Genomic DNA, 22,574 nt, shown 5'->3' with positions numbered 1-22,574 from the left:
GAGTTGAGGTGCCGAAGGCACTTTCTTGCCTTTGAAAATAAGTTTCCGAAGAGCAGAAATAAAAGGCGTGGAAACGGCTTATCTGCTTGACTTATCGGGCATTCAGAGTGATTAATAGACTACCCCAAAATCCTACCTTCTTAATAGGAAGGGACGGGGCAGAAATGCATGGAGGTGAAAGCAGCATGGTGATACCGGAAAGAGTGAAGCAGGTGGCATATTATTACCGGACAACACACCGTGACCATGGATATGAGAAATATATAGAACCGGGAAAAACAGCATTGGAAGAACGGTATGGCGTGGTTAAGAAAAAAGAACATTTCTTTTGGGACGAAGGTTCCGGCGCAGACGGCAGCCGTAAGGAATTCCTGCGGCTGATGGAAGAGGTCAAAAAAGGGCATATCCATGTGGTAGTGACCAGGGATGGGTCATGATTGCCCGTGACTGGAAGCAGTTTTTGGAATTTATGAAAATCTGCGATAAGGCGAATGTGGATGTGGTGAGCATCAGCAGGGAAGCAGATGCCTGGGAGCAGTACAGCCGGATACGGCAGTTTATGAAGGATTATTTTGGGGAGGAGGCGCTTGTATGAGGATACAGATGATCGAACCGAAAAAGGCTGCAAAACCGAAGCGGAAGCGTGTATGCGCATATGCAAGGGTTTCCACGGACAGCAGAAAACAGGGCGAATCTTTGGAAAACCAGATATCCGCTTATGAGCGTTCCATTAGGTCTAATCCGGCATATGAGTTTGTTGGGGTGTTTGCAGACCAGGGAATCTCCGGATACTGCGGAAACCGTCCGGAATTCCAGAAAATGATCCAAAAAGCAAAAGCAGGGGAGATTGACCTGATTATTACAAAGTCCATCTCCCGGTTTGCCAGAAACACAACCGTGCTTCTGGAAGTGACACGGGAGCTGCGTCAGTTGGGTGTTGCTATTTATTTTGAAGAACAGAATATCAACACGTTATCCGGGGACGGCGAGATGATGCTCACTGTCCTCGCTTCTTTTGCGGAGGAAGAAAGCAGAAGCATATCAGAGAACAATAAATGGTCCATTCGGAAGCGGTTTGAGCGTGGGGAATACATGATCAACACCAGCCGTTTCATGGGATATGACAAAGACGAATTCGGGGAGCTTATTATAAATGCGAAGGAAGCCATGGTGGTGCAGTTTCTGGCGGATATGTACCTTTTGGGAGTGGGGAGCAGCCGTCTGGCACAGTTATTGAAGTTTCTGGAAATCCCGACAGTGAGTGGGGGAAAATGGACTGCCGGAACGATTACCGGAATGTTCAAGAATGAGAAATACAAGGGTGATTTCCACCTGCAGAAATATTATACACCGGAAGGCAGACGGAACCAGACCGTGAGGAACCGTGGGGAAGTCCAAAGCTATTATATGGAGGACAGCTATCCGGCGATTTTAAGCGCAGAGCAGTGGGACAGGCTTCAGGAGAAAATGAAAGAAAACCGCAGGGATAGAAGTACCACGCAGGATAATCCCTCGAAATACCAGAACAGGTATCCGCTGACCGGAATGCTGTATTGCCCGCATTGCGGACGGACGCTCCGGCGCAGGCAGGGATACAAAAAGAGGATCGAGTGGCTGTGTTCCACTTACATTGAGGAAGGAAAACAAGCATGTCCGGGGGTAAGGATTCCGGATGAATCCGCATCCCGGCAGAATATTACAGAGCCAACGGTGGCAGAGGAGGTTGTAAAGGATGGCAAGAAACATTACCGTTATACCGCCAAAGAAAAATTCGACAGCAGGGAAAGGGAAGAAAACACAGCGCCGGAAGCTCCGGGTAGCGGCGTACTGCCGGGTGAGTACAGATCAAGAAGAGCAGCTATTAAGCTATGAGAACCAGGTGCGGTTTTACACAGAGAGCATCAACAGCAACCCGGAATATGAATGCGCCGGGATATACGCGGATGAAGGGATAAGCGGCACCAATACGAAGAAAAGGGAAGAATTTAACCGGATGATTGCAGACTGCCGTGCCGGGAAGATTGACCGGATCATCACAAAATCCATTTCCCGGTTTGCCCGGAATACGCTGGACTGTCTGAATTATGTCCGGGAATTAAAAGCGCTCGGTGTTGGGATAATATTCGAGAAGGAGAATATTGACACACTGGACGCAAAGGGAGAGGTGCTGCTGACAATTCTTTCTTCTCTGGCACAGGATGAGAGCCGCAATATTTCAGAGAACAGCACCTGGGGAATCCGGAAACGGTTTGAAGTCGGCCAGCACAAAATGAGTACGGCACGGTTCCTTGGGTATGATACCAATGAATCCGGGAAACTGGTGGTGAACAAAAAGCAGGCGAAGATCGTGCAGAGACTTTATATGGAATTTCTGCATGGAAAAACTACCGATTATATCAAGCGGATCTTTGAGCGGGAAGGCGTAGTAAATTGGAACGGCAGCACAAAGTGGCAGGCCACTACGCTTGCCAGTATGCTGGAGAATGAGAAATACAAAGGAGATACCCTTTTGCAGAAAAGCTACACGGCTGATTTCCTGACAAAGAAGCGTGTGATGAATGAAGGGGAGATTCAGCAGTTTTATATTGAGGATGACCATGAAGCCATTATTGAGCCGTGGATTTGGGAGTGCGTACAGTTGGAGATGGAACGCCGGAAGCGGTATCTGGAAGAGCATGGGACAAATTCTTTTTCCCACAATACGGAGCAGAATCCATTTGCAGCTAAGATTATTTGCGGTGAGTGCAACAAAGTTTTCCATAGGAAAGGCTGGCAGAGCAGCGCTGGAGAGACGCGCAGGATCTGGCAGTGCAGTGAGCGGTATAAGGTGAAGGGAGTGTTGGGATGCTCCAATCGGCATATAGATGAAGATACCATGCGGAAGATTTATTTCATGGCATGGAATAAGCTGTTGGAATGCCGGGATGCGCTTCTGCCGGAGTGGAAGGAAAAGGCACAGGGAGAGGATTTACTGGCGAGGTTCCGGGCGATAGATTTTATGAAACTGACGGAACATACACAGCCCATACAGGAGTTGGATGTTGATTTGATGCTGCGGACACTGGATCATATCAAAGTATATGAGAGCGGCGTGGTGGTGGCGGTGTTCCTGGATGGGACGGAGATTGTGTATAAAACAGAAAATTAAAAATGGAAAGGTGATGCCAACTGAAGGGTTTTCCTTTAGTTGGCATCTTTGGATAAAAGGTCAAAATATGTTGTCGAGAATGGAGGTGAGCTATATAATGTATATAAAAAAAGGAAGGGATAAATATATGTGGTTGGATAAAGAGTCTCAAATTGATTTGTTAGCGTATAGCCCTTTTGCTGAATTGATAACGAATATAACAGCAAATAAAAGATTAAATCCATTGACAATAGGATTATTTGGACGTTGGGGTGTTGGAAAGTCAACATTACTAAAGTTAGTTGAAAAAAATATTGAAGAAAGAGATATGTCAAAGAAAAAATATGTTTGCGTTTCGTTAAATTCTTGGATATTTGAAGGATATGATGATGCTAAAAGTGCAATCATGGAAAGTCTTTTGCGGACTCTTATGGACAACCAGCCTGCTTTTGAAGGACTAAAAGATGACATAAAAAGTTTAATTGGAAGAATCAATTTAATGAAATTAGGGGCAACAGCAATTAAGCATGGGATGCCATTTATAATGAGTGCGATTAATCCGGCTGCTACTACTCTTACCTTAGCACAATACTTATCAAAAGCGAAAAGGAAAGAAATATTAGAAGATATAAAACAGGCATGGGGCGAAAAGGAAGCAGATGAAGATAAAGATACTACAGTTGAGAATATTCGTCTATTCAGAAAAGAATTTAGTGTTTTGATAAACAAATCTCAAATGCACTTATAGAAGAATTTAAGAAAAATAGCAAATTACTTGAAAAAATGCAACCAATTTATATTTGTTATCCAGAATATAGGAGTGAAATTAAGGATGTAATAAAAAAGCTGAAAGTCGCAGAAATAAATTTGCAAGGAGCAACTGTAATGTGTTCAATGTATCAAGCAGATAAATCGGGCTTCCTTGACGTGATTGAAGCTTTGAAAGGTAACGGATTGGAGCAAAATATAGTAGATATTATTATGAAGGAAAAATAGGAGGGGCGGTATGGGAACATCAAAAGGCTATATTCCACCTAAAAATGAACAATGGAGACAAGCTAAAGGTGCTGTAACTAGAATGATGAAAGATTCAAGAGGAAGTGCAGGAATTAGCAAAGCCATTTCTAAATATGCAGATGCTTATATGTCGACTCACTTGAGTAAAAGTAATGTTTCGGTTGTTGCGGGCGGACTTATGAATTTCATAAGTGCGGTCAATAAATATGGTGCTGAGAATGCAGCTAAAAATATTGGTTTAGATTCTTTATTAGATAAAAAGGGAAACGAATTATATAAAGGCTTAATTGACTACTTTGCTAGTACAGCATTGCCAAAATAATAATGAATAGACGTTGCTTTTTTATTGTAGTCGGTGCATAATAATTCTATCACTAAAGAATGGATGGGTTATTATGCGAAGGAAAACAATTGATACTATCCCGGTTTTATCTGATGCCATGAAAAACATATTATCTGCTTTTTCAAAAAGCCGCTCCCTTCCGTCAGGACTGGTCAAAAGAGCCAGCATTGTCCTGCTTGCGTCACAGGGGGAACTCAACCAGAATATTGCACCACAGGTCGGGCTTCATTATAATAATGTTGCCACCTGGCGCAGTCGGTTCCTCGCGGCGCTCCCAGCCTTGCGGAGGATTGAAATGGACGACCCGAAAAAGCTTGAAGATGAGATACGGGCAGTCCTGTCCGATAAAAAACGCCCCGGTGCCCCGTCTGTTTTTACGCCGGACCAGATCATGCGGATCATCGACCTTGCCTGCAGCAGCCCAAATGATTTTGGGTACGAAGTAAGCCAGTGGAGTCTCCCGCTGTTAGTGGCAGAAATTAAAAAGCAGGGGATCGCTGAACAGATTTCTGAGAAATCTGTCAGCCGTTTTTTAAAAATGAGGTAGATTTACATCCCCACAAAATCCGTTACTGGCTTCATTCTTCGGAAAAGACGGAAGCCCCGGAATCTTTTGCGCGGAAAGTAAACGAAATCTGCGGCCTGTACCAGAGTGCCCAGGAACAAAGCCGGGAAGGTGCACACATTGTTTCCACGGATGAAATGACCGGGGTACAAGCGCTGGAACATAAATATCCTGACAAGCTCCCATTACCCGGCCAGTGCGCCAAAATGGAGTTTGAGTATATCCGCCATGGCACGACCAGCCTCATCGGGTTCTTTGATGTTGCAACGGGCCGTATGGAAATGCCGTATTTAAACTCCACACGCACAGAAGAGGATTTTGTGGAAGCCGTGAAAGCATTGGTAGGGACAGACCCGCAAGCCCCATGGACATTTATATGCGATGGCCTAAACACCCATAAATCGGAAGCCCTTGTCCGCTTTGTGGCAGAAGCCTGTGCCCTTGGCGTGGAACTGGGCAAAAAAGGGAAAACAGGGATCCTTAAAAGTATGGAAAGCCGAGCGGATTTCCTGCATGACCCTTCCCACCGGATCCGCTTTGTCTATACTCCGAAACACAGTTCCTGGATGAACCAGATTGAGATATGGTTTGGCATCATTAACCGGAAGCTGCTGAAGCGGAAAAGCTACCTATCAATAGAAGAACTGGAAGCAAGCATCCTGCGCTTTATTGAACAATACAATCTTACAGCACACCCATTTAAGTGGACATATGCCGGGATACCATTAGTAATTTAATCACTGATATTTAAGCAATGCTGTACTAGAGATTTTTCCACAACGGATATGCAGATAATTCGAGAAAGTCTTTCGGAAACATTGAAGAGACTTGAGATAGAAACATTTAAAGATTTTGAACAAATTAATAATGAAGAGTTTTTGATAGAATTCATTATTCAATTTGCTATTAAAAATTTTGAAACCTGTTTTTCTGAAAAGATATTTACACATGCCGAGTTATCAAAAGATTATGATCGTGTTATGGATGATGTGAGCGCTGCAATCGAAAATAGAATAATGGCAGATGTTCAATTAGAAAAGAAGTTGGATTTAGATTATACAAGTAAAGAAGGGCAACAGTATATCGCCTCTGTATGCAAAGAATGTTATGCTGATTTGAAGAAAATGGAGGGACAATATGAAAGTATGGATTAATAAAACAACAGAAATCGAGCCGATTCACGGTTTTGAAGATGCCATTAGATTTGATATACTGAATGAGGGCCCGAAGTCAAATATAAAAGTTAATTTTGAAGAACTATGGAGAAGATTTAAAAAGGACAATTTGGAGCCTATTTATGAAGATTTAATAATTGTTGCTACAAGTGTTTATGCTGCGGATAAAAGGATACCTCGTGCTGGTATTTATGCGGGAGAAGTAGAAGATAATTGGACAAGAGAAATATGTATGTCCATTCCAGTATTGGAAATAGAGAGGTGGAATAGTATTAAGAGTGGGATAGAAAATATATTGGGATTTTTAAGTGGAGATTTATGGGAAATAAATTTTAGGAAAACGGATTTAAGGTTTAGAAACATTAAGTCTAAAAAGAAATATGATATTGTTGGTCAAGATTTTGATGCCGTTTCTTTATTTTCTGGAGGCTTAGATTCTTATTCAGGAGCCATAAATTTATTAGAGCAAGAGAAACATGTATGTTTTGTTGGATGCCGAGAATATAATGCGTTGGGTAATAGAATTTATGAGTTATATAGAATATTGAAAGAGAACTATCCGAATCAAAATATTGACATGGATTTTGTGAAGAATGAAAGATTCTCAAATCCAGATACAGGAAAAACAACAGATTTGAAGGCTGTATTATTATCTTTGCATTATTATCTGAAATATGGTAGTAAGGATTATTACACGAATAAATTGGTTGCGCTCGGTGGAATGAATATGAAAGAAATAGACGAATATGTAAAAGTATATATGAAATCTATGGAGGAATTATATGAATTTGTAAAGACTCAAGCGCAGTTAAATGGGGATGATTTATTGACTTTTATAGAAGGAGCGATTGATGAGTAAGTTAATTGATATGCATTTCCATCTTGATTTTTATTCGAATCATTCACAGGTTTTCAAACAAATAAACAAATTGGAACAGCATACCTTATGCGTTACAAATCAACCTGAGATTTTTGAAACATGTATAGAACTATATCAGCCAACGAATTATGTTCAATTTGGGATTGGTTTCCATCCGCAAAATGCAGGGAAGGTGAGGTTTGGAAAGGCATCTTTTATAAGAAATTTATCGACCACAAAATATGTTGGAGAAGTTGGTCTGGATTTTTCAAATGAATACTTGAACTATAAAAATGAGCAGATAGAGATCTTTGATTTTATATGTAAAATGTCTTGTGACAAAATCATGTCAGTCCATTGTCGCATGGCAGAACAACAGATATATGAGATATTGAAGAAGAATGGAAATCGTAAAGTAATTATACATTGGTATTCAGGAAATGAGATATGGTTAGAAAAATTTATTAATTTGGGAGCCTATTTTTCTGTTAATTTTAATCAAAAAGAGGGTTTAATTCCCCGCAGCTTGCTGCGTAACAAACTTTTTCAAGACATGGAGGAAGTGATATACTAGAGGAAAAAGGAAAGGAGAAATTGTGTGATGAGTGAAACAATACGCAAGTCACACAATGTATCAGTACTCATGTATCATTTCGTATGTCCAACAAAATATAGAAGAGTAGTAATAGATGAAGATGTAGATAGGGTAATCAAAGAAACGTGTGAGGGAATTCAGGAAAGGTATGAAATAAGATTTTTGGAAGTAGGTACAGATAAAGACCATATACATTTTCTTATCCAGTCAGTGCCTACATATAGTCCAAAAAAAATCATCCAAATAGTGAAGAGCATCATAGCCCGGGAGGTGTTCGCGAAATGTCCACAAGTGAAGAAAAAATTGTGGGGAGGAGAATTCTGGACAGATGGCTATTACGTAGCAACGGTGAGTGAACATGGGAATGAGCAAATCATAAGTAGATATGTGAAAGAACAGGGACAGGAAAAAAATTATAAAACAATCTATAAAAACGTAGAGAAAACAAAGCAGTATAGCATATGGGATTATATGTAGAGGTTGCAACCTTCGATACCCCGCAGCTTGCTGCGGGGTAGTTCATTATGATGAGAGGCGTTAATGGAAAACAAATAATAAAAAGAATTCCAATGGAAAGGATATTTGTAGAGAGTGATGGCCCATTTACAAAAGTGCATGGAAAGAAATATTCAATAGAGAAATTAGGTATAGTATATGATGAGTTAGCTGAATTAAAAGGAATTAATGATGCAGGAACTTTAAGTAAGCAGATAGCTAAGAATTATTTGACATTAGTCAAATAACTGATTTTTTAGCAGAAGATTTTCTTGACAAATTGGCAATCCAGAGTGATTACTGGACTACCAAATTTGTTAAGGAGTTGATATCAGATGACAAAAGAACAGCAGAAAACGATTGAGCGTCTTCGAAACATGGGATTAGGCTACCGAAAAATAGGGATCGCATTGGACCTTCCAAGGGACAAGGTCAGAAATTATTGCAAAGCAAAAGGTTTAGATGGATATGCAAAAAATCGTCTGCAAGCCAGAGAAGGAAGAAAAATGGAAGAGGTCTGTGCTGATAGTGTATGCAGACAATGCGGCAAGCCATTAGAGAAGAAGTCCGCCGGACGAAAACGGATTTATTGTTCTGATGAGTGCCGCAGATTGTGGATGAAAAACCATCCGTTTCTTTACAAGCATGAGTGTATGTTTTGCGGAAAAGAATTTGAGAGCCAAACGAAAAATCAGAAGTTTTGTAGCCATGACTGCTACATCCGTAATCGGTTCTGGCGGCAGGAGGATACCGAAGAAATTATGAAACTGATCCTTGCCGGGAAGAAAGTTCCGATGGTTCCTAAGTGGCTCAAAGACATACTCAATGGCGAAACAAATTGAGCAATAGTTTTGCCGAAGTGTATGGATGGGGTTGCGCTTTCCGAAAAGGGGTGAAAACCGCTAAAAAGGGGTAAAAATTGCCCGGTGGGGTAAGGTGAATGAGGCTTACACTACATAGCAAAAGGTGGGGATAATCTTGACCGATAACTTTTGCTATGAAGTATTCTGGTTCCGTGCTTCGCAGGAACAGGCAGAGCAGGTCCTGGAGGAGCTGGCCGGGTACCATCCTTCCAGGATGATTCCGTTCATAGGAGATGTGAAAGCCCCGGTGGCTGGGCTGGCTCCTCTGTTAATTGGGGAATTTGTGTTTCAGGATTCGAACCTGGGGCAGTTAAACTACCTTGCCGCAAAGATTGGTTCCTGGTCGGAACAGGAGCGGGCTGTCTTCGAGACTGTGCTTCAGAATGAAAAGCCGGACTCTTTGCTGCAGATTGTAGAGGCAATGGATCATTTAGACCAGTATGAATGCCATTTAGAGATAAAATCCCTGGAACAGTATGGGCGTTATCTGTTTGAGCAGGAGGGAAGAACGCTGCCGATGGAACTGAACGGCTATTTTGATTATGAGGCGTATGGCCGTTTGAATATGAAAGCGAGTGAGCGGCTGACAGAGGAGGGGCTCATCACTAGAATTAAGGCGCCAAAACCGGCAGTGGGAAAGAAACAGAATCCGAAAGTAGTGCATCCTGGATCGGCAGTATTCCGGTGTATCTGGCATTTGATAAGAGGTATCCGGAAAAGATCTGTTTTTATTTCCCTATGACGGAGAAACAACTGGAGGCCCTGGAGGAGAAGTGCAGAACATATGACGTTGATGAGGTGGCAGACTATCTTAGTAATATCTGGAAGTTGGATCAGTTCTTACCTCCACGGCTCACATTTAGAGTGTTGAACCAGATTGCGATGGAGATACAGAACCTGGCGGATAAAACCACTGTGTCAAGAAAGAAACCTCTGGCATCACTGGAGGCGGAGGTTCCCAGAGATGCATATGCAGTGTGCCGGATTATTCGTAATTATAGGGATTATGAATTCCTTCCGATTCAGGAGCTATCGGCGGAGGGCTATGCGAAGTATCTTCTGAATCTACATCAGATTTACATCGAGAAGGAACTGGAACCATATATCCGTCTCCAGGAATTTGGTTTACAGAAAATGAAAGAAAACGGGCCGTTGGAGACAATATTTGGCACACTGATCTGCAAGGGACATCCGATACAGGAATTGAGTCCGTCAGTGCAAGAGTTCCGCCTGTACAATTCATTGGCTGTAACTGCTTATTGGAATGAGAGCGACTCCTTTGTACCGGAGCTTTTAAGCGGGGAGGAGCTTCTCTCGTATGAAAGCATGATCCGGGAAAAGATCCAGGCCAGCTTAAAAGCTGCCCTGAGAAGGGGCTGGTAGAATATTTGTTTTCTGAACTGCTTAAAAAATGGGTTGCATCCATGACGCCAGACGTAGAAGCATATGCTGGCAGCCTTTGGGGTGTGCTTACGGTACGAACTTACGGAAAGTTAAATGACCGGGAACTGGCGGCTGTGATGGAAGAGTGGAAAGCGATGGCAGATAGCGGTTGGGGAGAAGAACTGTTTTACCGGCCCATTCGGACCGAGAAGGGTGAGATTTATTGGGTTCTGGGATACGGACAATAATGACAATCTGTTCATAAAAACGGAAGAGGAGTTTCGGCGGGACTGCCTGGGAGGAAGTCAGATTGGACAGGTGCCGCAGCTTTAAACGTAAGTCTTTCAATGCAAACCAAAAACAGTGGCTAAATATGAAAAGAACAAATGTTCTAAAAAACGTATTGCGATCTCATGTCTGCTCCTGTATAATAGCACTAGTACAGCATTGCTTAAATATCAGTGATTAAATTGCTAATGGTATCCCGGCATATGTCCACTTAAATGGGTGTGCTGTAAGATTGTATTGTTCAATAAAGCGCAGGATGCTTGCTTCCAGTTCTTCTATTGATAGGCAGCTTTTCCGCTTCAGCAGCTTCCGGTTAATGATGCCAAACCATATCTCAATCTGGTTCATCCAGGAACTGTGTTTCGGAGTATAGACAAAGCGGATCCGGTGGGAAGGGTCATGCGGGAAATCCGCCCGGCTTTCCATACTTTTAAGGATCCCTGTTTTCCCTTTTTTGCCCAGTTCCACGCCAAGGGCACAGGCTTCTGCCACATAGCGGACAAGGGCTTCCGACTTATGGGTGTTTAGGCCATCGCATATAAATGTCCATGGGGCTTGCGGGTCTGTCCTTACCAATGCTTTCACGGCTTCCACAAAATCCTCTTCTGTGCGTGTGGAGTTTAAATACGGCATTTCCATACGGCCCGTTGCAACATCAAAGAACCCGATGAGGCTGGTCGTGCCATGGCGGATATACTCAAACTCCATTTTGGCGCACTGGCCGGGTAATGGGAGCTTGTCAGGATATTTATGTTCCAGCGCCTGTACCCCGGTCATTTCATCCGTGGAAACAATGTGTGTACCTTCCCGGCTTTGTTCCTGGGCACTCTGGTACAGGCCGCAGATTTCGTTTACTTTCCGCGCAAAAGATTCCGGGGCTTCCGTCTTTTCCGAAGAATGAAGCCAGTAACGGATTTTGTGGGGATGTAAATCTACCTCATTTTTAAAAAACGGCTGACAGATTTCTCAGAAATCTGTTCAGCGATCCCCTGCTTTTTAATTTCTGCCACTAACAGCGGGAGGCTCCACTGGCTTACTTCGTACCCAAAATCATTTGGGTTGCTGCAAGCAAGGCCGATGATCCGCATGATCTGGTCCGGCGTAAAAACAGACGGGGCACCGGGGCGTTTTTTATCGGACAGGACTGCCCGTATCTCATCTTCAAGCTTTTCCGGGGCGTCCATTTCAATCCTCCGCAAGGCTGGGAGCGCCGCGAGGAACCGACTGCGCCAGGTGGCAACATTATTATAATGAAGCCCGACCTGTGGTGCAATATTCTGGTTGAGTTCCCCCTGTGACGCAAGCAGGACAATGCTGGCTCTTTTGACCAGTCCTGACGGAAGGGAGCGGCTTTTTGAAAAAGCAGATAATATGTTTTTCATAGCATCAGATAAAACCGGGATAGTATCAATTGTTTTCCTTCGCATAATAACCCATCCATTCTTTAGTGATAGAATTATTATGCACCGACTACAATAAAAAAGCAACGTCTATTCATTATTATTTTGGCAATGCTGTACTAGTATAGTTAACATTAAATAGCTTTATGATTCAGCTTGTTTTTGGCCTTTCCTTTTTCGTTTTGTTGGAATAGGCCGCAATAAACTCATTGGAAAGCCTCTGGGATTTTAAGAGAAGTATTTTTGCTCTTTTATAAACTCTGGCCTGAACCGTTCCTTTTTGAGTGACTGATGTCAGATATCGCAACTCGTCATCAGTAAGCGAAATTGAATTTGCGTTTTTAGGCATAAGTTCTTTCCTCCGGATTTGGTATAAATAAGAGTATACCATAAAAGGGGAATAACATAAATTTATTTAAAAACATTTATACTAGAAAGAGGAAGCGATAGTGGCGAGGTGGTATTATGACAAGCGGGACCCCCTGGCATGGATATAAGAGTATCAGTTTACGCATACTACGAGATCGGCAGAAAGATTGTCGAGGAAGAGCAGAATGGGGAGAATCGTGCCGCTTATGGCAGGCAGCTTTTAAAGGAATTATCTAAATTCCTGACAAAAAATTATGGCAAAGGCTATTCTGCAGAGAATTTAAAACTGATGCGGAGATTTTATATGGTATATTCTCAGGAGCAAATTGGGGGTGGAGTAACCAGAAGATTGTTCCGAAACTGAACGATCAGCTGATTTTGGAACATTTGCGGAAGATCCAACGCAAAAATCAGTTCGTGGGCGGCGGCTAGAAAATAGGGCGCTTTTGATGGATATGAGGTGAAATATAGGTGAATTGTTATCGCTGGCGTGACGATTTAACGAGGATTTTTTAAGAATCACTTGAATTTCATAGGTGGATTGATTATAATAGAAGTGTAATAAAAAAGGAACAACCACCTCGTACAAGAGGTTGGCCTATATCAACGATAGAAAAATCCACCCTTTTAACGGCCAAGTTTACAAGGGTGGTTTTTCTGTACCCGTTTCCGGGATTAAGAAAACGCTACTGACTAATCTTTAAGATAAAGGTCAGTAATGCGAGAATGAACATACCAAAGGCCATTAAGTCCTTGAAGTCAAATTTCATTCGCACCACCTCCCATCTTATGTAAAATGGAAGGCCAACACCTTGTAATAACATGATTGTTCCCTACGGATATTTTAGCAAATTATTTTCTATCTTTCAATGATGGAAAAACGAATTTATAAAGGCTCTTTTATATTTCACATAATTACATTATAATATATTGTATTGGAGGTATTAATATGTTTAAACTCTATTCAGAAAGAAATGCTAATCCTAACGAATTACCAGATGTATATGAATATAAAGTATCAGTGCTACTTTTTCACGAGAAATCGGAACTAAAAGTTTAGTACCCAGCAAAGGATATTTTAATGATAAGAAAAAACAAATTGAGTTTTTTATAGCATCTTGTCAGACAACATATTTTTTAGATTTCATTGATTTTATTTCTAATATTTTCTTCCAATTAAAAAAGGAGCCTCCCTATTCTTATGACACCGAATATGTAGACTGCATAGAGCAAGCCTTTATAGTTTCTGATACATCTTTTCAAAACATGAGAGGAATCGCCACTCCATCTCTGGTTGCGGGTATCATGAATGCAAAATATGTCAACGGCATGCCGCTGGCAAGACAGGAACGGGAATTCGCAGGATATGATTTAAAGCTGTCAACAAAGACCATGGCAAACTGGATCATCAACTGCGCAGACAGATACCTGAAACGGCTCTATGACCGGATGAAGGAAGAATTCCTGAAAAGCCGATATATCCATTGCGATGAGACACGTCTTCAGGTAATCGGCGAATCGGAGAAGCAAGGGTCCACTCAAAACTGGATGTGGGTTTATCTGACAGACCGTTACAGCGAAGCCCCGCAGATGGTTCTTTTTGATTATGAGCGGACACGCGCCGGTTATGATCCGGCGAACTTCCTGGGAGACCAGTTTCAGGGATATCTTACCTGCGATAGTTATCAGGCATATCATGGGCTGAAGGATTCCATCATCGTTTCCGGATGCTTTACCCATGCCAGACGCCGGTTTGACGCAGCGCTTACCGCACTGAAAAAGGATTTCACGAAGGAGCAGCTGAAAGAAACGGTCGCATATCAGGCCATGGCCAGAATCGGTGCCAGCGCCGTGGTTTACAGTATCACAGAGACAGCGCTTTTAAATGGTGTGAAACCCTATCTTTATCTTACATACGTTCTGGATCAGCTGCGGCGGATGGACCCGTTCCCGAAGCCGGAAGACCTGGATCGGCTTCTGCCCTGGTCGGGCGAACTTCCGGAAGAACTTCGAACAAAAGAATAAAATTTGAGCCGCCCTTTTGGGGCGGCTTATTTTGAAAAATCAAGGTACGGATGATTACCTACTTACGTTCTATCTTATACAAGAATATGAAGCTTTTGCAGGGAATCCTGAATTCTCTTCGTCCGGCTGTGGTAGCTATGATCGGATCTGCCGGGATCCTCATTCTGATTTCCGTATTCTGGGGAAGCGCAGAGCAGATCGCCCTAGTACATACCAACTGAGTGCTGGCAGGCATCTTCGCTGTATGCCTGGTTTTGCTGCAGAAGTGTAAGATGAATCCGATTTGGGTTATGGGCTGGCGGGGGTCATGAAAGTGGCGGTTTCGCTGTCTTTCGAAGTTTTATCGTGACAATGTGTCTAATAATTATCAAAATCCCCTACAGCTTTTGCACATAAAGCTGCAAAACCTACAGCTTTGTGAAAAAATAGAATGAAGTTGTTGAAAGTAAAAAAAACGTATGTTAATCTTGAACTAATAAATAAAGAAACTGTTGTATGAAAAAATCAAAATTAACAAAAGGAGAAGGGTCATGAAGAAAAAAATGTTAGCACTTGGGTTGGCTGCTTTGACTGCAGTCATGTCTCTTGCAGGATGTTCCGAAAAGACGGAAACCTGGACGGTTACCTGTCCGTGGGCGCCATCTGGTGTGGCAGCCATGGTAAGCCAGAAAGCAGCCAGTCTTTCAAACACTTACTCAGACAAGATTGTACTGGTGGCGGATGCCGTAAAAGGGGATGCGGCAACGGTAAACAGCTGGGTGGCAGAAACAAAAGCAAATGATTCGGAACTGGTATTTGCAGGAGAAGGTCTTTTTTCCATTACCTCGATTCTGGATCCGGCGAAGATGCAGTTCAGTTATGACGATTTTGAATTTGTTGAAAATTTGTATTCCTCCGTATTTGTCATGTCGGCAGATGCAAAGCTTGGAATCACTTCTATCGATGAATTAAAGTCTTACATGGATCAGGGAAATCAGATTTCCATTGCAACAAACGGAGCAACCGGATCGGAGGCCTTTTTGGCGGCTGCACTGTTTGGATCCATGGGCTATGGAGACCAGATCAAGATCGTTGCGTACAGCTCAGCGGCTGAGGCAGCCCAAGCTGTGGCAAAGGGAGAGACAAACTTTGCAGTATCCCATCAGTCCCAGATTTTAGAGACCTATCAGCAGAATGGTGTCAGCATTGTCTGTGCCTTTGATGGCGAGGATATTGCAGACGGTCCGTTTGCAGGAGTGGAAGGTGTCGGTAAGTACGGATATCCTTACTTCAGAAACCGTTGCCTGATCCTTGCACGCAAAGGTACGGATGCAAAGAAGATTGCGGCATTAAAAGAACTCTATGACAAAATCCTTGCAGACCAGAGTGTCAGCGAGTGGCTGGCGGATACCATGCTTCTGGAGGTAGACACCATGACCAATGATCAGGTTTTGGAACACATTGAAAACGTAAAGAGCATTGTAAACGAATACAAGGATCTGGTTGTACAGTAACCAGTGAAGGAAATATCATAATCATGAGGATGCTGTGTAACAGCAGCATTCTCATTTTACACTTAGCCGCGGCGATCTGATGTTATGTCAGCCGTGAGACATATTCATTGCAATAACGGGAGGAAGGAAAACGATGCAGGAAAAGAAACTGGATCAGATCGCATCCAGATTAAAGGAAAAGCAATTTACAATTCCGACCGATCTGGTCGGAGCCATATTATTTTTTGCATTGGGGGCATTTTTGTTTCTGATCATGCCGGAACAGGTCTCTGTTTCGGAAAGTGATGTTGTAAATGGAAGAGTATTTCCAAGACTTTTATTTTTGCTCATGATGATCTGCAGCTTAATTCTGATCATTCAGAATGTTTCAAAGCTGCTGAGAAAGGAACCGGTTCAGACGTATACGTTTCATCTGTTGACAGAGATCAAGGCATTGTTAATTCTCGGCATCCTCATTATGACTTATCTGATCTGCAAAGTAACGGATCTGTTTGTGCTGGGCGCTGTTTTCTGTGCAGTCAGTTTCCTGCTTTATTTCCGGTGCCGGAAAAAAAGCTATTATGTGATTACGCTGGGGCTGGCTGTGATGATCTGGGCGGTGTTCTGTTTTGGACTGAACGTAAAATTTTAGAGGAGGAATGTGAGATGGGTGCTTATATCGGACCGGCGCTGAAAATGCTGTTTACACCGGAAAACTTTATCTGGATGAATCTCGGGGTGTTTATCGGCTCTGTGTTTGCTGCAATTCCCGGACTTACCGTAATCTTATGCATTATCCTGTTTTTGCCGTTTACCTACAAGATGACAGCGATCCCGGGCATGATGTTTCTGCTTGGAATTTACTGCGCGGGAGGTTACGGCGGAAGCGTATCTGCAATTTTGATCAATACGCCGGGAACACCGCATGCAGCCACCACCATGCTGGACGGACATCCCCTGTCAGAAAAAGGACGGACAAAGGCGGCCTTGAAGATAGCTCTGTATGCATCTACATTTGGAGGTATATTCTCCGCTTTAACGCTTTTGTTTTTAGCACCGCAGGTGGCGAAGGTTGCAGCAAACATCGGAACGGCAGAATATTTTCTGGTTTGTGTCTTCGGTCTTACGATCATCGCCGGAATTTCCGGAAAGAGCATGCTTAAGGGAATCATCTCAGCTTGTGTCGGTCTATTTGTTTCCTGTATTGGAGCGGATCCGCAAACCAGTTATGACCGTTTTACCTTTGGCATTTCCAGACTGTATCTGGGGCTGGATCTTGCAATCTGCCTGATCGGCCTGTTTGCGCTGATTGAGATTTTGAAAAAGGCAGAACTGAAGCCGGATCGTTTAAAGCTGGATACGTCCAGAATTGCAGATGATGGAAAAATCAGTAAAGATGAGTACCGCCGCATGGTGCGCCCGGCATTTATTTCCTCGATTATAGGCACGATTATCGGAATCATTCCCGGAACCGGAGCGTCTATGGCATCCTGGTTCAGCTATGACGTGGCGAAAAATATGTCGAAGCACAAGGAAGAGTTCGGACACGGATCGGTAGAAGGAATTGCTGCTGCGGAAAGCGCAAACAACGCAGTAACCGGTGCAACGCTCATTCCTCTGCTTACGCTCGGAATTCCGGGAGACGGCTGCGTGGCCATCATGCTGTCCGCGCTGATGATCAATGGACTGAATCCTGGCTTAAGCCTCTTTACGACACAGGGAGATATTATGTACGCGATCATGATCGGGCTTTTATTTGTAAACCTTTTCATGCTGCTGCAGGGAAAATATCTGACGAAACTGTTTGCTAAGGTTGTCTCTATCCCGCAGGAAATACTTACACCGATCATTGTGATTTTCTGCTTTGCGGGAGCTTATTCGGTGAATAAGTCCTACTTCGATGTAGCAGTAACGCTGACATTTGCCGTGATTGCCTGGATCTTGTATAAGCTTGATTTCCCGACAGTTCCGATTCTCCTCGGTCTGGTGCTTGGGAATATGACAGAAACTAATTTCCGCCGTGCGCTTTTGATCTCAGAAGGAAATCCATCCATTTTTGTAAGCAGTCCGTACTGTCTGATTTTTATTGCGCTGATCGTTGGTGCAGTGGCTATGATTGTGAGAAGCAAAGTTATGGAACGCAATGCCCGGAAAGTCCAGCTAAGAAATGTCAAGGAATGATTTGAAAAAGATGTTCTGCCGCATAGCGGCTGCAGTGCTCTTCGAGCGTGATGATGTCAAAAGGCTTGTTATCCCTAAGCATGGCGAAAATAATGTTACAGATCTTGTGCATGACCGCGCCAACAGCAACATTCTTTTTCTTACAGGTACATTTGCGAATGTAATAATCGTAAATAAAGGCTTGAACCCCGCTTCGACATATGGACTTTATCCCCGTTGAACTTGCCAGACTGTTTTACAGCCGGATCAAGCCCAAAGTAAGCGTAGAGCTTCTTGGGTGAAGGGAACAGGTCAAAGGAGCCCATTTCCGCAATTAGGACAACCGCACTTAAAAAGCCGACACCACGAAGGGATTGAAGAAGGTTAATGCGTTCATAAACAGGCTTCCCTTGCAGCTTGTCTACAGCTTTGTGCAGTTCTTCCAGTATGGAGTCCAGATGCTTCTCTGTGTACATCTTGATGCGGAGTGCATTGCTGGGCAGGGCGCGCCCAAATACAGAGGCATCCCTTGCAGCGGCGCAGATGGCGTATCCTCCTTCGGCATCTATACAAATATATTTAAATTTGACTTTGTAACTATTAACCAGTAGTCACTCTTGACTACACCATTATTATACTAGGAGTTTAAACCATGAGAGAAAACATTATCTTTTATTTTACAGATCAGCAGAGAGCGGATACCTGCGGCTGTTTCGGACAGCCTCTGGACATTACGCCGAATCTGGACAGCCTCGCAAAGGAAGGCGTAAAGTTTGATCACGCTTATTCTCCGCAGCCGGTCTGCGGACCCTGCCGTGCATTGTTTCAGACGGGAAAATATCCTACGGAGACTGGGTGCTTTCGGAATAATATTATGCTTCCAAAAGGTGTAAAAACACTTGCAGATTATATCGAGGAGGCTGGATACGAGACAGCCTACATTGGAAAATGGCATTTGGCAAGTGATGGAGAACTTGAGAAAGCTCCGGTGATTGATCATACCATTACAGCCATTCCGAAAGAGCTGCGCGGCGGCTATACCGGATTCTGGAGAACGGCGGATGTTCTGGAATTTACTTCTCATGGTTATGACGGTTATGTCTTTGATGAAAATGATAACCGCATCGATTTTAAAGGCTACCGGGCAGACTGCATTATGGATATGGCGCTGCAGTTTTTTGATCAGTATGACCGGAAAAAACCGTTCTTTATGACGATTTCCCAGATTGAACCGCATCATCAGAATGATCACAAGCATTATGAAGGACCGCATGGATCCAAAGAAAAATACAAGAATTTTGTCCTTCCGGGAGATCTGGCAGCGTTAAAGGGAAATGCGGCAGAAGAGTATCCGGATTACCTGGGACAGTGTGCAAGCCTGGATGAGAATCTGGGGCGTCTGATTGAGAGACTGAAGGAAGAGCATCTGTATGAGAATACCGTCATCATTTTTGCATCAGATCATGGTTCCCATTTTATGACAAGAAATACAGACAGTCATCTGCATGGCTACGACGATTACAAGCGTACCTGCCATGCGGCGGCGACTCATGTACCGCTTGTTATAGCGGGGGGTGCCTATCAGGGCGGAAAGGAAGTAGAGGAGCTGGTCAGCACGGAGAGTCTTCCAAAGACGATTCTGGCGATTGCCGGTGTCGATGTGGGGGACGCCATGATCGGGGAGAATCTTCTTGACGTGGTCTGCGGAAAGACAGATAATAGACCTGATGAGGTGTTCTCGCAGATTTCAGAGAGCCGTGTTGGAAGATGTATCCGAACCAGGTATTATCTGTATTCTGTCTATGCACCGGATAAGGATGGAGGTGCTTGTGCAGCATCGGATCTGTATGCGGATGATTTCCTCTATGATTTGAGGACGGATCCATATGAGTTGAATAATCTGATCCATGATCCGGCATATGACAAGGTCCGGCTGGAGCTGCGGGAGAAACTGCTTGGATGGATCGAGAAGGCGGAACATAGCCGTCCGCGCATTGTAGATGGGGAATAATGTTTGAAAATGGCAGAACTTCCATCTGTAGTGTGAAGGAAAATTGAAAAAGAACTGGCGGGAGGAGTGCATTGAATACAGGGTTATCTACTAACAAAAAGAAGTCAGACATCATTTATAACCGGCTTCGCGCGTATATTGACGAAAATAAATTTTCGGCGAATCTGAGGCTCCCGTCTGAGAATGCACTCTGCCGTCAGTTTCAGGTCAGCCGGGATACAGTCAGGCTGGCCATGGCGAGACTGGTAGAGGAAAAAATTGTGATCCGGGTCAAAGGGAGCGGTTCCTATATTAATAAAGCGACTGCGCTATCCAGTCGAGTCGGTTTGCAAAACTCCTGTCTGAAGATCGGACTGATTCTGCAGGGCCAGGATTCCAACGCGAATTCCGGTCTGATTGACGGGATTCGGGAAGTACTGACCGATACGGATGCAGATCTGCAGACATTCTTTACGGACAATAAATTTTCCAGTGAGCGGAACTGTCTGGATGTGGTAGCGCATCAGGGCTTTGATGGGTTTATTGTGGATGGTGTGAAGGCAAGTCTTTTAAATCCCAATCTGGACTGTTATCGGAACATTTATTCCAAAAAAATCCCGGTGATTTTTTATAACAACTATTACAAAGAGTTAAAGTACCCCCGTGTGATCAATAATGATTATAAATGTGCTCGGGAACTGATCGGACTGCTGACTCAAGCAGGGCATAAAAATATAGCCGGCATCTTTGTGTACGATAATTATCAGAGTATTGAAAAATTCAGAGGATATGTGAGTGCATTAAGAAGCGCCGGGATTGTATTTGAAGACGATTATGTGAAGTGGTGCATTTCCAATGAAGCGCATTCGGACGGCTTTTATAAGGAGATTGGAAAATTTTTAAAGAGTCTGCAAAAATGTACTGCCGTGGTCTGCTGTAACTATATGATCCTGCAGTCTGTACTGGCCAGTCTGAAGGAGATGAAAAAGAATGTTCCGGAGGATTATTCCCTTGTCTGCTTTGATTATTCCAATAAGGACTGGAAAGAAACAGGCATTACCTGCTCGATCCATCCTGGTTATGAAATGGGAGTTTTGGTCGGAAGCCGGTTGATGCAGATGATCCGACAGAAGGATTATTCGGATAATGGATATTCGTATCTGATGAAGCCGCGCATTTATGAGGGAAGATCGATCAGGGTGATCAGATAAGAGGTGCAGATAAGATGAAACAGCTTACCGTGATGCTGAAACCGGCATCGTCACTTTGTAATCTCCGCTGCAGCTATTGCTTTTATGATGATATCAGCAGTTTGCGGGAGGTGTCCTCCTTTGGGATTATGACGGAGTCGGTTGCCAGATCAGTGCTCGATCACATTCTGACTGAACTGGAAGCCGGAGACCGGCTGACATTGTCCTTTCAGGGCGGAGAGCCAACGCTTGCAGGGCTTGATTTTTACCGGAATCTGACTGAGTATATAAAGCAAAAGAAAACAGAGGTGCAGATTTTTTACACGATTCAGACCAACGGCCTTCTTTTGAATGAGGAGTGGTGTGAATTCCTGACAGAGAATCATGTTCTGATTGGAATTTCCTGTGATATTCTTTCGCAAGCACATGATCATGCGCGGACGGACGAAAAAAAGAATGGAACATACCGTCGTGTGGTGGAAACGATCAGGCGGCTTACGCGGTATCGTGTGGAATACAATGTACTATGCACATTAACCCGGCAGATAGCCAGACATCCGAAACAGGTCTGGAATGAAATTAAAAAGCTTGGAATTGAATACGTTCAGTTTACTCCATGCTTGCGTGATCTTACGTGTTCCAAAACGGAAGCGTTTGCGCTGACGCCAGAGCGGTTTGCATCATTTTATCAGGAACTGTTTGACTTATGGTATAAGGAACTCTGTGACGGACAGTACCGGAGCGTGAAGCTGTTTGATGATCTGGTCCAGCTGCTTTCCAGAGGGCTTGTAACAGCTTGCGGAATCGGCGGATACTGCCAGCCGCAGATTGTTGTGGAGGCAGACGGAACCGTGTATCCCTGTGATTTTTACTGCCTGGATCCTTTTGCAGTAGGTAATTTGACGCGGGACTCTTTGCGTACAGTCTACGAACGTTCAGCTGTATCGGCATGCAAAAAGAGGGAGAAGCTCCCCGTACTTTGCGGCGATTGCCGATACCGGAAGCTCTGCGGTGGAGGCTGCAGGCGGATGCAGGAGGAAGTGTGCTGCAGTTTTGAAGATACATATTGCGGGTATCGGGATTTTCTGAATCATATATGGGAGAGACTTGTAAAGATCAGTAGGAGATGAACGGCTGGTCTTTCTTTGCATGAAAACTTTTTCAAGAGATGTTTGCCAATGCCATTGAGGAATCCTATCAGGAGTCTCTTACAAGAAAGCAGGCACGCGCCTCTAAAGGCAATCAGAAGGCTTATGCT

Annotated in this window: 29 protein-coding genes and 2 pseudogenes; 27 read left to right on the top strand and 4 right to left on the bottom strand. The window is 43.6% G+C overall.

Annotation, left to right across the window (positions count from 1 at the left end; all coding sequences use genetic code 11):
* The first annotated feature begins 185 nt into the window (after positions 1-185).
* From LA360_RS16205 to LA360_RS16125, 18 genes are all read left to right on the top strand, one after another.
* Positions 186-437 carry a recombinase family protein gene (locus LA360_RS16205; protein WP_225537578.1) on the top strand — a complete coding sequence of 84 codons (252 nt, stop codon included), beginning with the start codon at positions 186-188 and terminating at the stop codon, positions 435-437.
* 32 nt (positions 438-469) lie between these two features.
* Positions 470-595: a hypothetical protein gene (locus tag LA360_RS29760; protein ID WP_263870234.1), complete on the top strand. Its 126-nt coding sequence runs from the start codon at positions 470-472 to the stop codon at positions 593-595.
* Complete coding sequence (locus LA360_RS16200; RefSeq protein ID WP_225537577.1) at positions 592-1,872, top strand: recombinase family protein; 1,281 nt, start codon at positions 592-594, stop codon at positions 1,870-1,872. Before LA360_RS29760 ends, LA360_RS16200 begins: the two co-directional genes overlap by 4 nt.
* Positions 1,835-3,148, top strand: a complete 1,314-nt coding sequence (locus LA360_RS16195) for a recombinase family protein (RefSeq protein ID WP_242997650.1) — start codon at positions 1,835-1,837, stop codon at positions 3,146-3,148. Before LA360_RS16200 ends, LA360_RS16195 begins: the two co-directional genes overlap by 38 nt.
* A gap of 97 nt (positions 3,149-3,245) precedes the next feature.
* The gene (locus LA360_RS16190) at positions 3,246-3,875 is read left to right on the top strand and encodes a P-loop NTPase fold protein (RefSeq protein ID WP_160116323.1); all 630 of its coding nucleotides are present in this window, start codon (positions 3,246-3,248) and stop codon (positions 3,873-3,875) included.
* Between the two features lie 35 nt (positions 3,876-3,910).
* Complete coding sequence (locus tag LA360_RS16185; protein WP_112481803.1) at positions 3,911-4,123, top strand: hypothetical protein; 213 nt, start codon at positions 3,911-3,913, stop codon at positions 4,121-4,123.
* A 10-nt stretch (positions 4,124-4,133) separates the two neighbouring features.
* Positions 4,134-4,466, top strand: a complete 333-nt coding sequence (locus LA360_RS16180) for a hypothetical protein (RefSeq protein ID WP_112481801.1) — start codon at positions 4,134-4,136, stop codon at positions 4,464-4,466.
* Between the two features lie 73 nt (positions 4,467-4,539).
* On the top strand, positions 4,540-5,034 hold the full coding sequence (locus LA360_RS16175) for a helix-turn-helix domain-containing protein (protein WP_089776580.1): 495 nt from the start codon (positions 4,540-4,542) through the stop codon (positions 5,032-5,034).
* Positions 5,004-5,789: a transposase gene (locus LA360_RS16170; protein ID WP_112481403.1), complete on the top strand. Its 786-nt coding sequence runs from the start codon at positions 5,004-5,006 to the stop codon at positions 5,787-5,789. The genes LA360_RS16175 and LA360_RS16170 overlap by 31 nt, the downstream gene beginning before the upstream one ends.
* 48 nt (positions 5,790-5,837) lie before the next feature.
* Positions 5,838-6,206: a hypothetical protein gene (locus LA360_RS16165; RefSeq protein ID WP_112481799.1), complete on the top strand. Its 369-nt coding sequence runs from the start codon at positions 5,838-5,840 to the stop codon at positions 6,204-6,206.
* Positions 6,190-7,086, top strand: coding sequence for a hypothetical protein (locus LA360_RS16160; protein WP_112481797.1), 897 nt, complete (start codon positions 6,190-6,192; stop codon positions 7,084-7,086). Before LA360_RS16165 ends, LA360_RS16160 begins: the two co-directional genes overlap by 17 nt.
* Entirely contained in the window at positions 7,079-7,660 is a 582-nt protein-coding gene (locus LA360_RS16155; protein WP_112481795.1) for a TatD family hydrolase, read from the top strand. The genes LA360_RS16160 and LA360_RS16155 overlap by 8 nt, the downstream gene beginning before the upstream one ends.
* A 27-nt stretch (positions 7,661-7,687) precedes the next feature.
* Positions 7,688-8,158 carry an IS200/IS605 family transposase gene (tnpA, locus tag LA360_RS16150; protein ID WP_112481777.1) on the top strand — a complete coding sequence of 157 codons (471 nt, stop codon included), beginning with the start codon at positions 7,688-7,690 and terminating at the stop codon, positions 8,156-8,158.
* Positions 8,159-8,205: 47 nt separating this feature from the next.
* Entirely contained in the window at positions 8,206-8,424 is a 219-nt protein-coding gene (locus LA360_RS16145; protein WP_112481793.1) for a TatD family hydrolase, read from the top strand.
* 87 nt (positions 8,425-8,511) lie between these two features.
* Positions 8,512-9,018: a hypothetical protein gene (locus tag LA360_RS16140; RefSeq protein ID WP_112481791.1), complete on the top strand. Its 507-nt coding sequence runs from the start codon at positions 8,512-8,514 to the stop codon at positions 9,016-9,018.
* 136 nt (positions 9,019-9,154) lie between these two features.
* Entirely contained in the window at positions 9,155-9,781 is a 627-nt protein-coding gene (locus tag LA360_RS16135) for an antirestriction protein ArdA (RefSeq protein WP_225537576.1), read from the top strand.
* The gene (locus tag LA360_RS16130; RefSeq protein ID WP_225537575.1) at positions 9,778-10,422 is read left to right on the top strand and encodes a hypothetical protein; all 645 of its coding nucleotides are present in this window, start codon (positions 9,778-9,780) and stop codon (positions 10,420-10,422) included. Before LA360_RS16135 ends, LA360_RS16130 begins: the two co-directional genes overlap by 4 nt.
* Positions 10,423-10,427: 5 nt before the next feature.
* Complete coding sequence (locus tag LA360_RS16125) at positions 10,428-10,670, top strand: hypothetical protein (RefSeq protein WP_225537574.1); 243 nt, start codon at positions 10,428-10,430, stop codon at positions 10,668-10,670.
* A 217-nt stretch (positions 10,671-10,887) separates the two neighbouring features.
* On the opposite strand, the gene LA360_RS16120 is transcribed toward LA360_RS16125, so the two are convergent.
* The 3 genes from LA360_RS16120 to LA360_RS16110 form a co-directional block, all read right to left on the bottom strand.
* The gene (locus tag LA360_RS16120; protein ID WP_225537777.1) at positions 10,888-11,505 is read right to left on the bottom strand and encodes a transposase; all 618 of its coding nucleotides are present in this window, start codon (positions 11,503-11,505) and stop codon (positions 10,888-10,890) included.
* Positions 11,506-11,642: 137 nt separating this feature from the next.
* Positions 11,643-12,137 (bottom strand): helix-turn-helix domain-containing protein, encoded by a 495-nt coding sequence (locus LA360_RS16115; protein ID WP_112481787.1) that lies wholly within the window; start codon positions 12,135-12,137, stop codon positions 11,643-11,645.
* A gap of 124 nt (positions 12,138-12,261) precedes the next feature.
* The gene (locus tag LA360_RS16110; protein ID WP_027642682.1) at positions 12,262-12,459 is read right to left on the bottom strand and encodes a hypothetical protein; all 198 of its coding nucleotides are present in this window, start codon (positions 12,457-12,459) and stop codon (positions 12,262-12,264) included.
* Positions 12,460-12,597: 138 nt separating this feature from the next.
* On the opposite strand from LA360_RS16110, the gene LA360_RS16105 reads away from it, so the two are divergent.
* From LA360_RS16105 to LA360_RS16080, 6 genes and pseudogenes are all read left to right on the top strand, one after another.
* Positions 12,598-12,843, top strand: a complete 246-nt coding sequence (locus tag LA360_RS16105; protein ID WP_022202973.1) for a DUF1016 N-terminal domain-containing protein — start codon at positions 12,598-12,600, stop codon at positions 12,841-12,843.
* A 911-nt stretch (positions 12,844-13,754) separates the two neighbouring features.
* Positions 13,755-14,504 (top strand): annotated as a pseudogene (locus tag LA360_RS16100) (IS66 family transposase); the annotation flags it as partial.
* 50 nt (positions 14,505-14,554) lie between these two features.
* Entirely contained in the window at positions 14,555-14,725 is a 171-nt protein-coding gene (locus LA360_RS16095; RefSeq protein WP_022202971.1) for a hypothetical protein, read from the top strand.
* A 309-nt stretch (positions 14,726-15,034) separates the two neighbouring features.
* The gene (locus LA360_RS16090) at positions 15,035-15,997 is read left to right on the top strand and encodes a type 2 periplasmic-binding domain-containing protein (protein WP_022202970.1); all 963 of its coding nucleotides are present in this window, start codon (positions 15,035-15,037) and stop codon (positions 15,995-15,997) included.
* Between the two features lie 133 nt (positions 15,998-16,130).
* Positions 16,131-16,628 (top strand): tripartite tricarboxylate transporter TctB family protein, encoded by a 498-nt coding sequence (locus LA360_RS16085; protein WP_057572218.1) that lies wholly within the window; start codon positions 16,131-16,133, stop codon positions 16,626-16,628.
* Positions 16,629-16,642: 14 nt separating this feature from the next.
* Positions 16,643-18,157: a tripartite tricarboxylate transporter permease gene (locus LA360_RS16080; RefSeq protein WP_044917944.1), complete on the top strand. Its 1,515-nt coding sequence runs from the start codon at positions 16,643-16,645 to the stop codon at positions 18,155-18,157.
* On the opposite strand, the pseudogene LA360_RS31425 reads toward LA360_RS16080, so the two are convergent.
* Positions 18,147-18,684: pseudogene (locus tag LA360_RS31425) on the bottom strand (transposase); the annotation flags it as partial. The gene LA360_RS16080 and the pseudogene LA360_RS31425 overlap by 11 nt on opposite strands.
* A 104-nt stretch (positions 18,685-18,788) precedes the next feature.
* On the opposite strand from LA360_RS31425, the gene LA360_RS16070 reads away from it, so the two are divergent.
* From LA360_RS16070 to LA360_RS16060, 3 genes are all read left to right on the top strand, one after another.
* Entirely contained in the window at positions 18,789-20,147 is a 1,359-nt protein-coding gene (locus LA360_RS16070) for a sulfatase family protein (protein WP_057572215.1), read from the top strand.
* A 71-nt stretch (positions 20,148-20,218) separates the two neighbouring features.
* Complete coding sequence (locus LA360_RS16065) at positions 20,219-21,337, top strand: GntR family transcriptional regulator (protein WP_022202965.1); 1,119 nt, start codon at positions 20,219-20,221, stop codon at positions 21,335-21,337.
* A gap of 14 nt (positions 21,338-21,351) precedes the next feature.
* A complete protein-coding gene (locus tag LA360_RS16060) occupies positions 21,352-22,446 on the top strand; it encodes a radical SAM/SPASM domain-containing protein (RefSeq protein WP_022202964.1) in 1,095 nt (364 codons plus the stop codon).
* The last annotated feature ends 128 nt before the right edge of the window (positions 22,447-22,574 follow it).

Origin of the sequence: Enterocloster clostridioformis, from assembly GCF_020297485.1 — a bacterium.
Lineage (GTDB): Bacteria > Bacillota > Clostridia > Lachnospirales > Lachnospiraceae > Enterocloster > Enterocloster clostridioformis.
Note: the sequence above shows the minus strand (reverse complement) of the source record. Positions and strands in the feature narration are given on the sequence as shown.

Bases quoted from the DNA above. Each gene is read 5' to 3' on its own strand.
- LA360_RS16155 (WP_112481795.1), top strand. From the start codon at position 7,079: ATGAGTAAGTTAATTGATATGCATTTCCATCTTGATTTTTATTCGAAT.
- LA360_RS16090 (WP_022202970.1), top strand. From the start codon at position 15,035: ATGAAGAAAAAAATGTTAGCACTTGGGTTGGCTGCTTTGACTGCAGTC.
- LA360_RS16190 (WP_160116323.1), top strand. From the start codon at position 3,246: ATGTATATAAAAAAAGGAAGGGATAAATATATGTGGTTGGATAAAGAG.
- LA360_RS16110 (WP_027642682.1), bottom strand. From the start codon at position 12,459: ATGCCTAAAAACGCAAATTCAATTTCGCTTACTGATGACGAGTTGCGA.
- LA360_RS16165 (WP_112481799.1), top strand. From the start codon at position 5,838: ATGCAGATAATTCGAGAAAGTCTTTCGGAAACATTGAAGAGACTTGAG.
- LA360_RS29760 (WP_263870234.1), top strand. From the start codon at position 470: ATGAAAATCTGCGATAAGGCGAATGTGGATGTGGTGAGCATCAGCAGG.
- LA360_RS16080 (WP_044917944.1), top strand. From the start codon at position 16,643: ATGGGTGCTTATATCGGACCGGCGCTGAAAATGCTGTTTACACCGGAA.
- LA360_RS16130 (WP_225537575.1), top strand. From the start codon at position 9,778: ATGACGGAGAAACAACTGGAGGCCCTGGAGGAGAAGTGCAGAACATAT.
- LA360_RS16095 (WP_022202971.1), top strand. From the start codon at position 14,555: ATGATTACCTACTTACGTTCTATCTTATACAAGAATATGAAGCTTTTG.
- LA360_RS16180 (WP_112481801.1), top strand. From the start codon at position 4,134: ATGGGAACATCAAAAGGCTATATTCCACCTAAAAATGAACAATGGAGA.
- LA360_RS16060 (WP_022202964.1), top strand. From the start codon at position 21,352: ATGAAACAGCTTACCGTGATGCTGAAACCGGCATCGTCACTTTGTAAT.
- LA360_RS16200 (WP_225537577.1), top strand. From the start codon at position 592: ATGAGGATACAGATGATCGAACCGAAAAAGGCTGCAAAACCGAAGCGG.
- LA360_RS16185 (WP_112481803.1), top strand. From the start codon at position 3,911: ATGCAACCAATTTATATTTGTTATCCAGAATATAGGAGTGAAATTAAG.
- LA360_RS16145 (WP_112481793.1), top strand. From the start codon at position 8,206: ATGATGAGAGGCGTTAATGGAAAACAAATAATAAAAAGAATTCCAATG.
- LA360_RS16140 (WP_112481791.1), top strand. From the start codon at position 8,512: ATGACAAAAGAACAGCAGAAAACGATTGAGCGTCTTCGAAACATGGGA.
- LA360_RS16115 (WP_112481787.1), bottom strand. From the start codon at position 12,137: ATGCGAAGGAAAACAATTGATACTATCCCGGTTTTATCTGATGCTATG.
- LA360_RS16175 (WP_089776580.1), top strand. From the start codon at position 4,540: ATGCGAAGGAAAACAATTGATACTATCCCGGTTTTATCTGATGCCATG.
- LA360_RS16105 (WP_022202973.1), top strand. From the start codon at position 12,598: ATGGATATAAGAGTATCAGTTTACGCATACTACGAGATCGGCAGAAAG.
- LA360_RS16070 (WP_057572215.1), top strand. From the start codon at position 18,789: ATGAGAGAAAACATTATCTTTTATTTTACAGATCAGCAGAGAGCGGAT.
- LA360_RS16085 (WP_057572218.1), top strand. From the start codon at position 16,131: ATGCAGGAAAAGAAACTGGATCAGATCGCATCCAGATTAAAGGAAAAG.
- LA360_RS16160 (WP_112481797.1), top strand. From the start codon at position 6,190: ATGAAAGTATGGATTAATAAAACAACAGAAATCGAGCCGATTCACGGT.
- LA360_RS16205 (WP_225537578.1), top strand. From the start codon at position 186: ATGGTGATACCGGAAAGAGTGAAGCAGGTGGCATATTATTACCGGACA.
- tnpA (WP_112481777.1), top strand. From the start codon at position 7,688: ATGAGTGAAACAATACGCAAGTCACACAATGTATCAGTACTCATGTAT.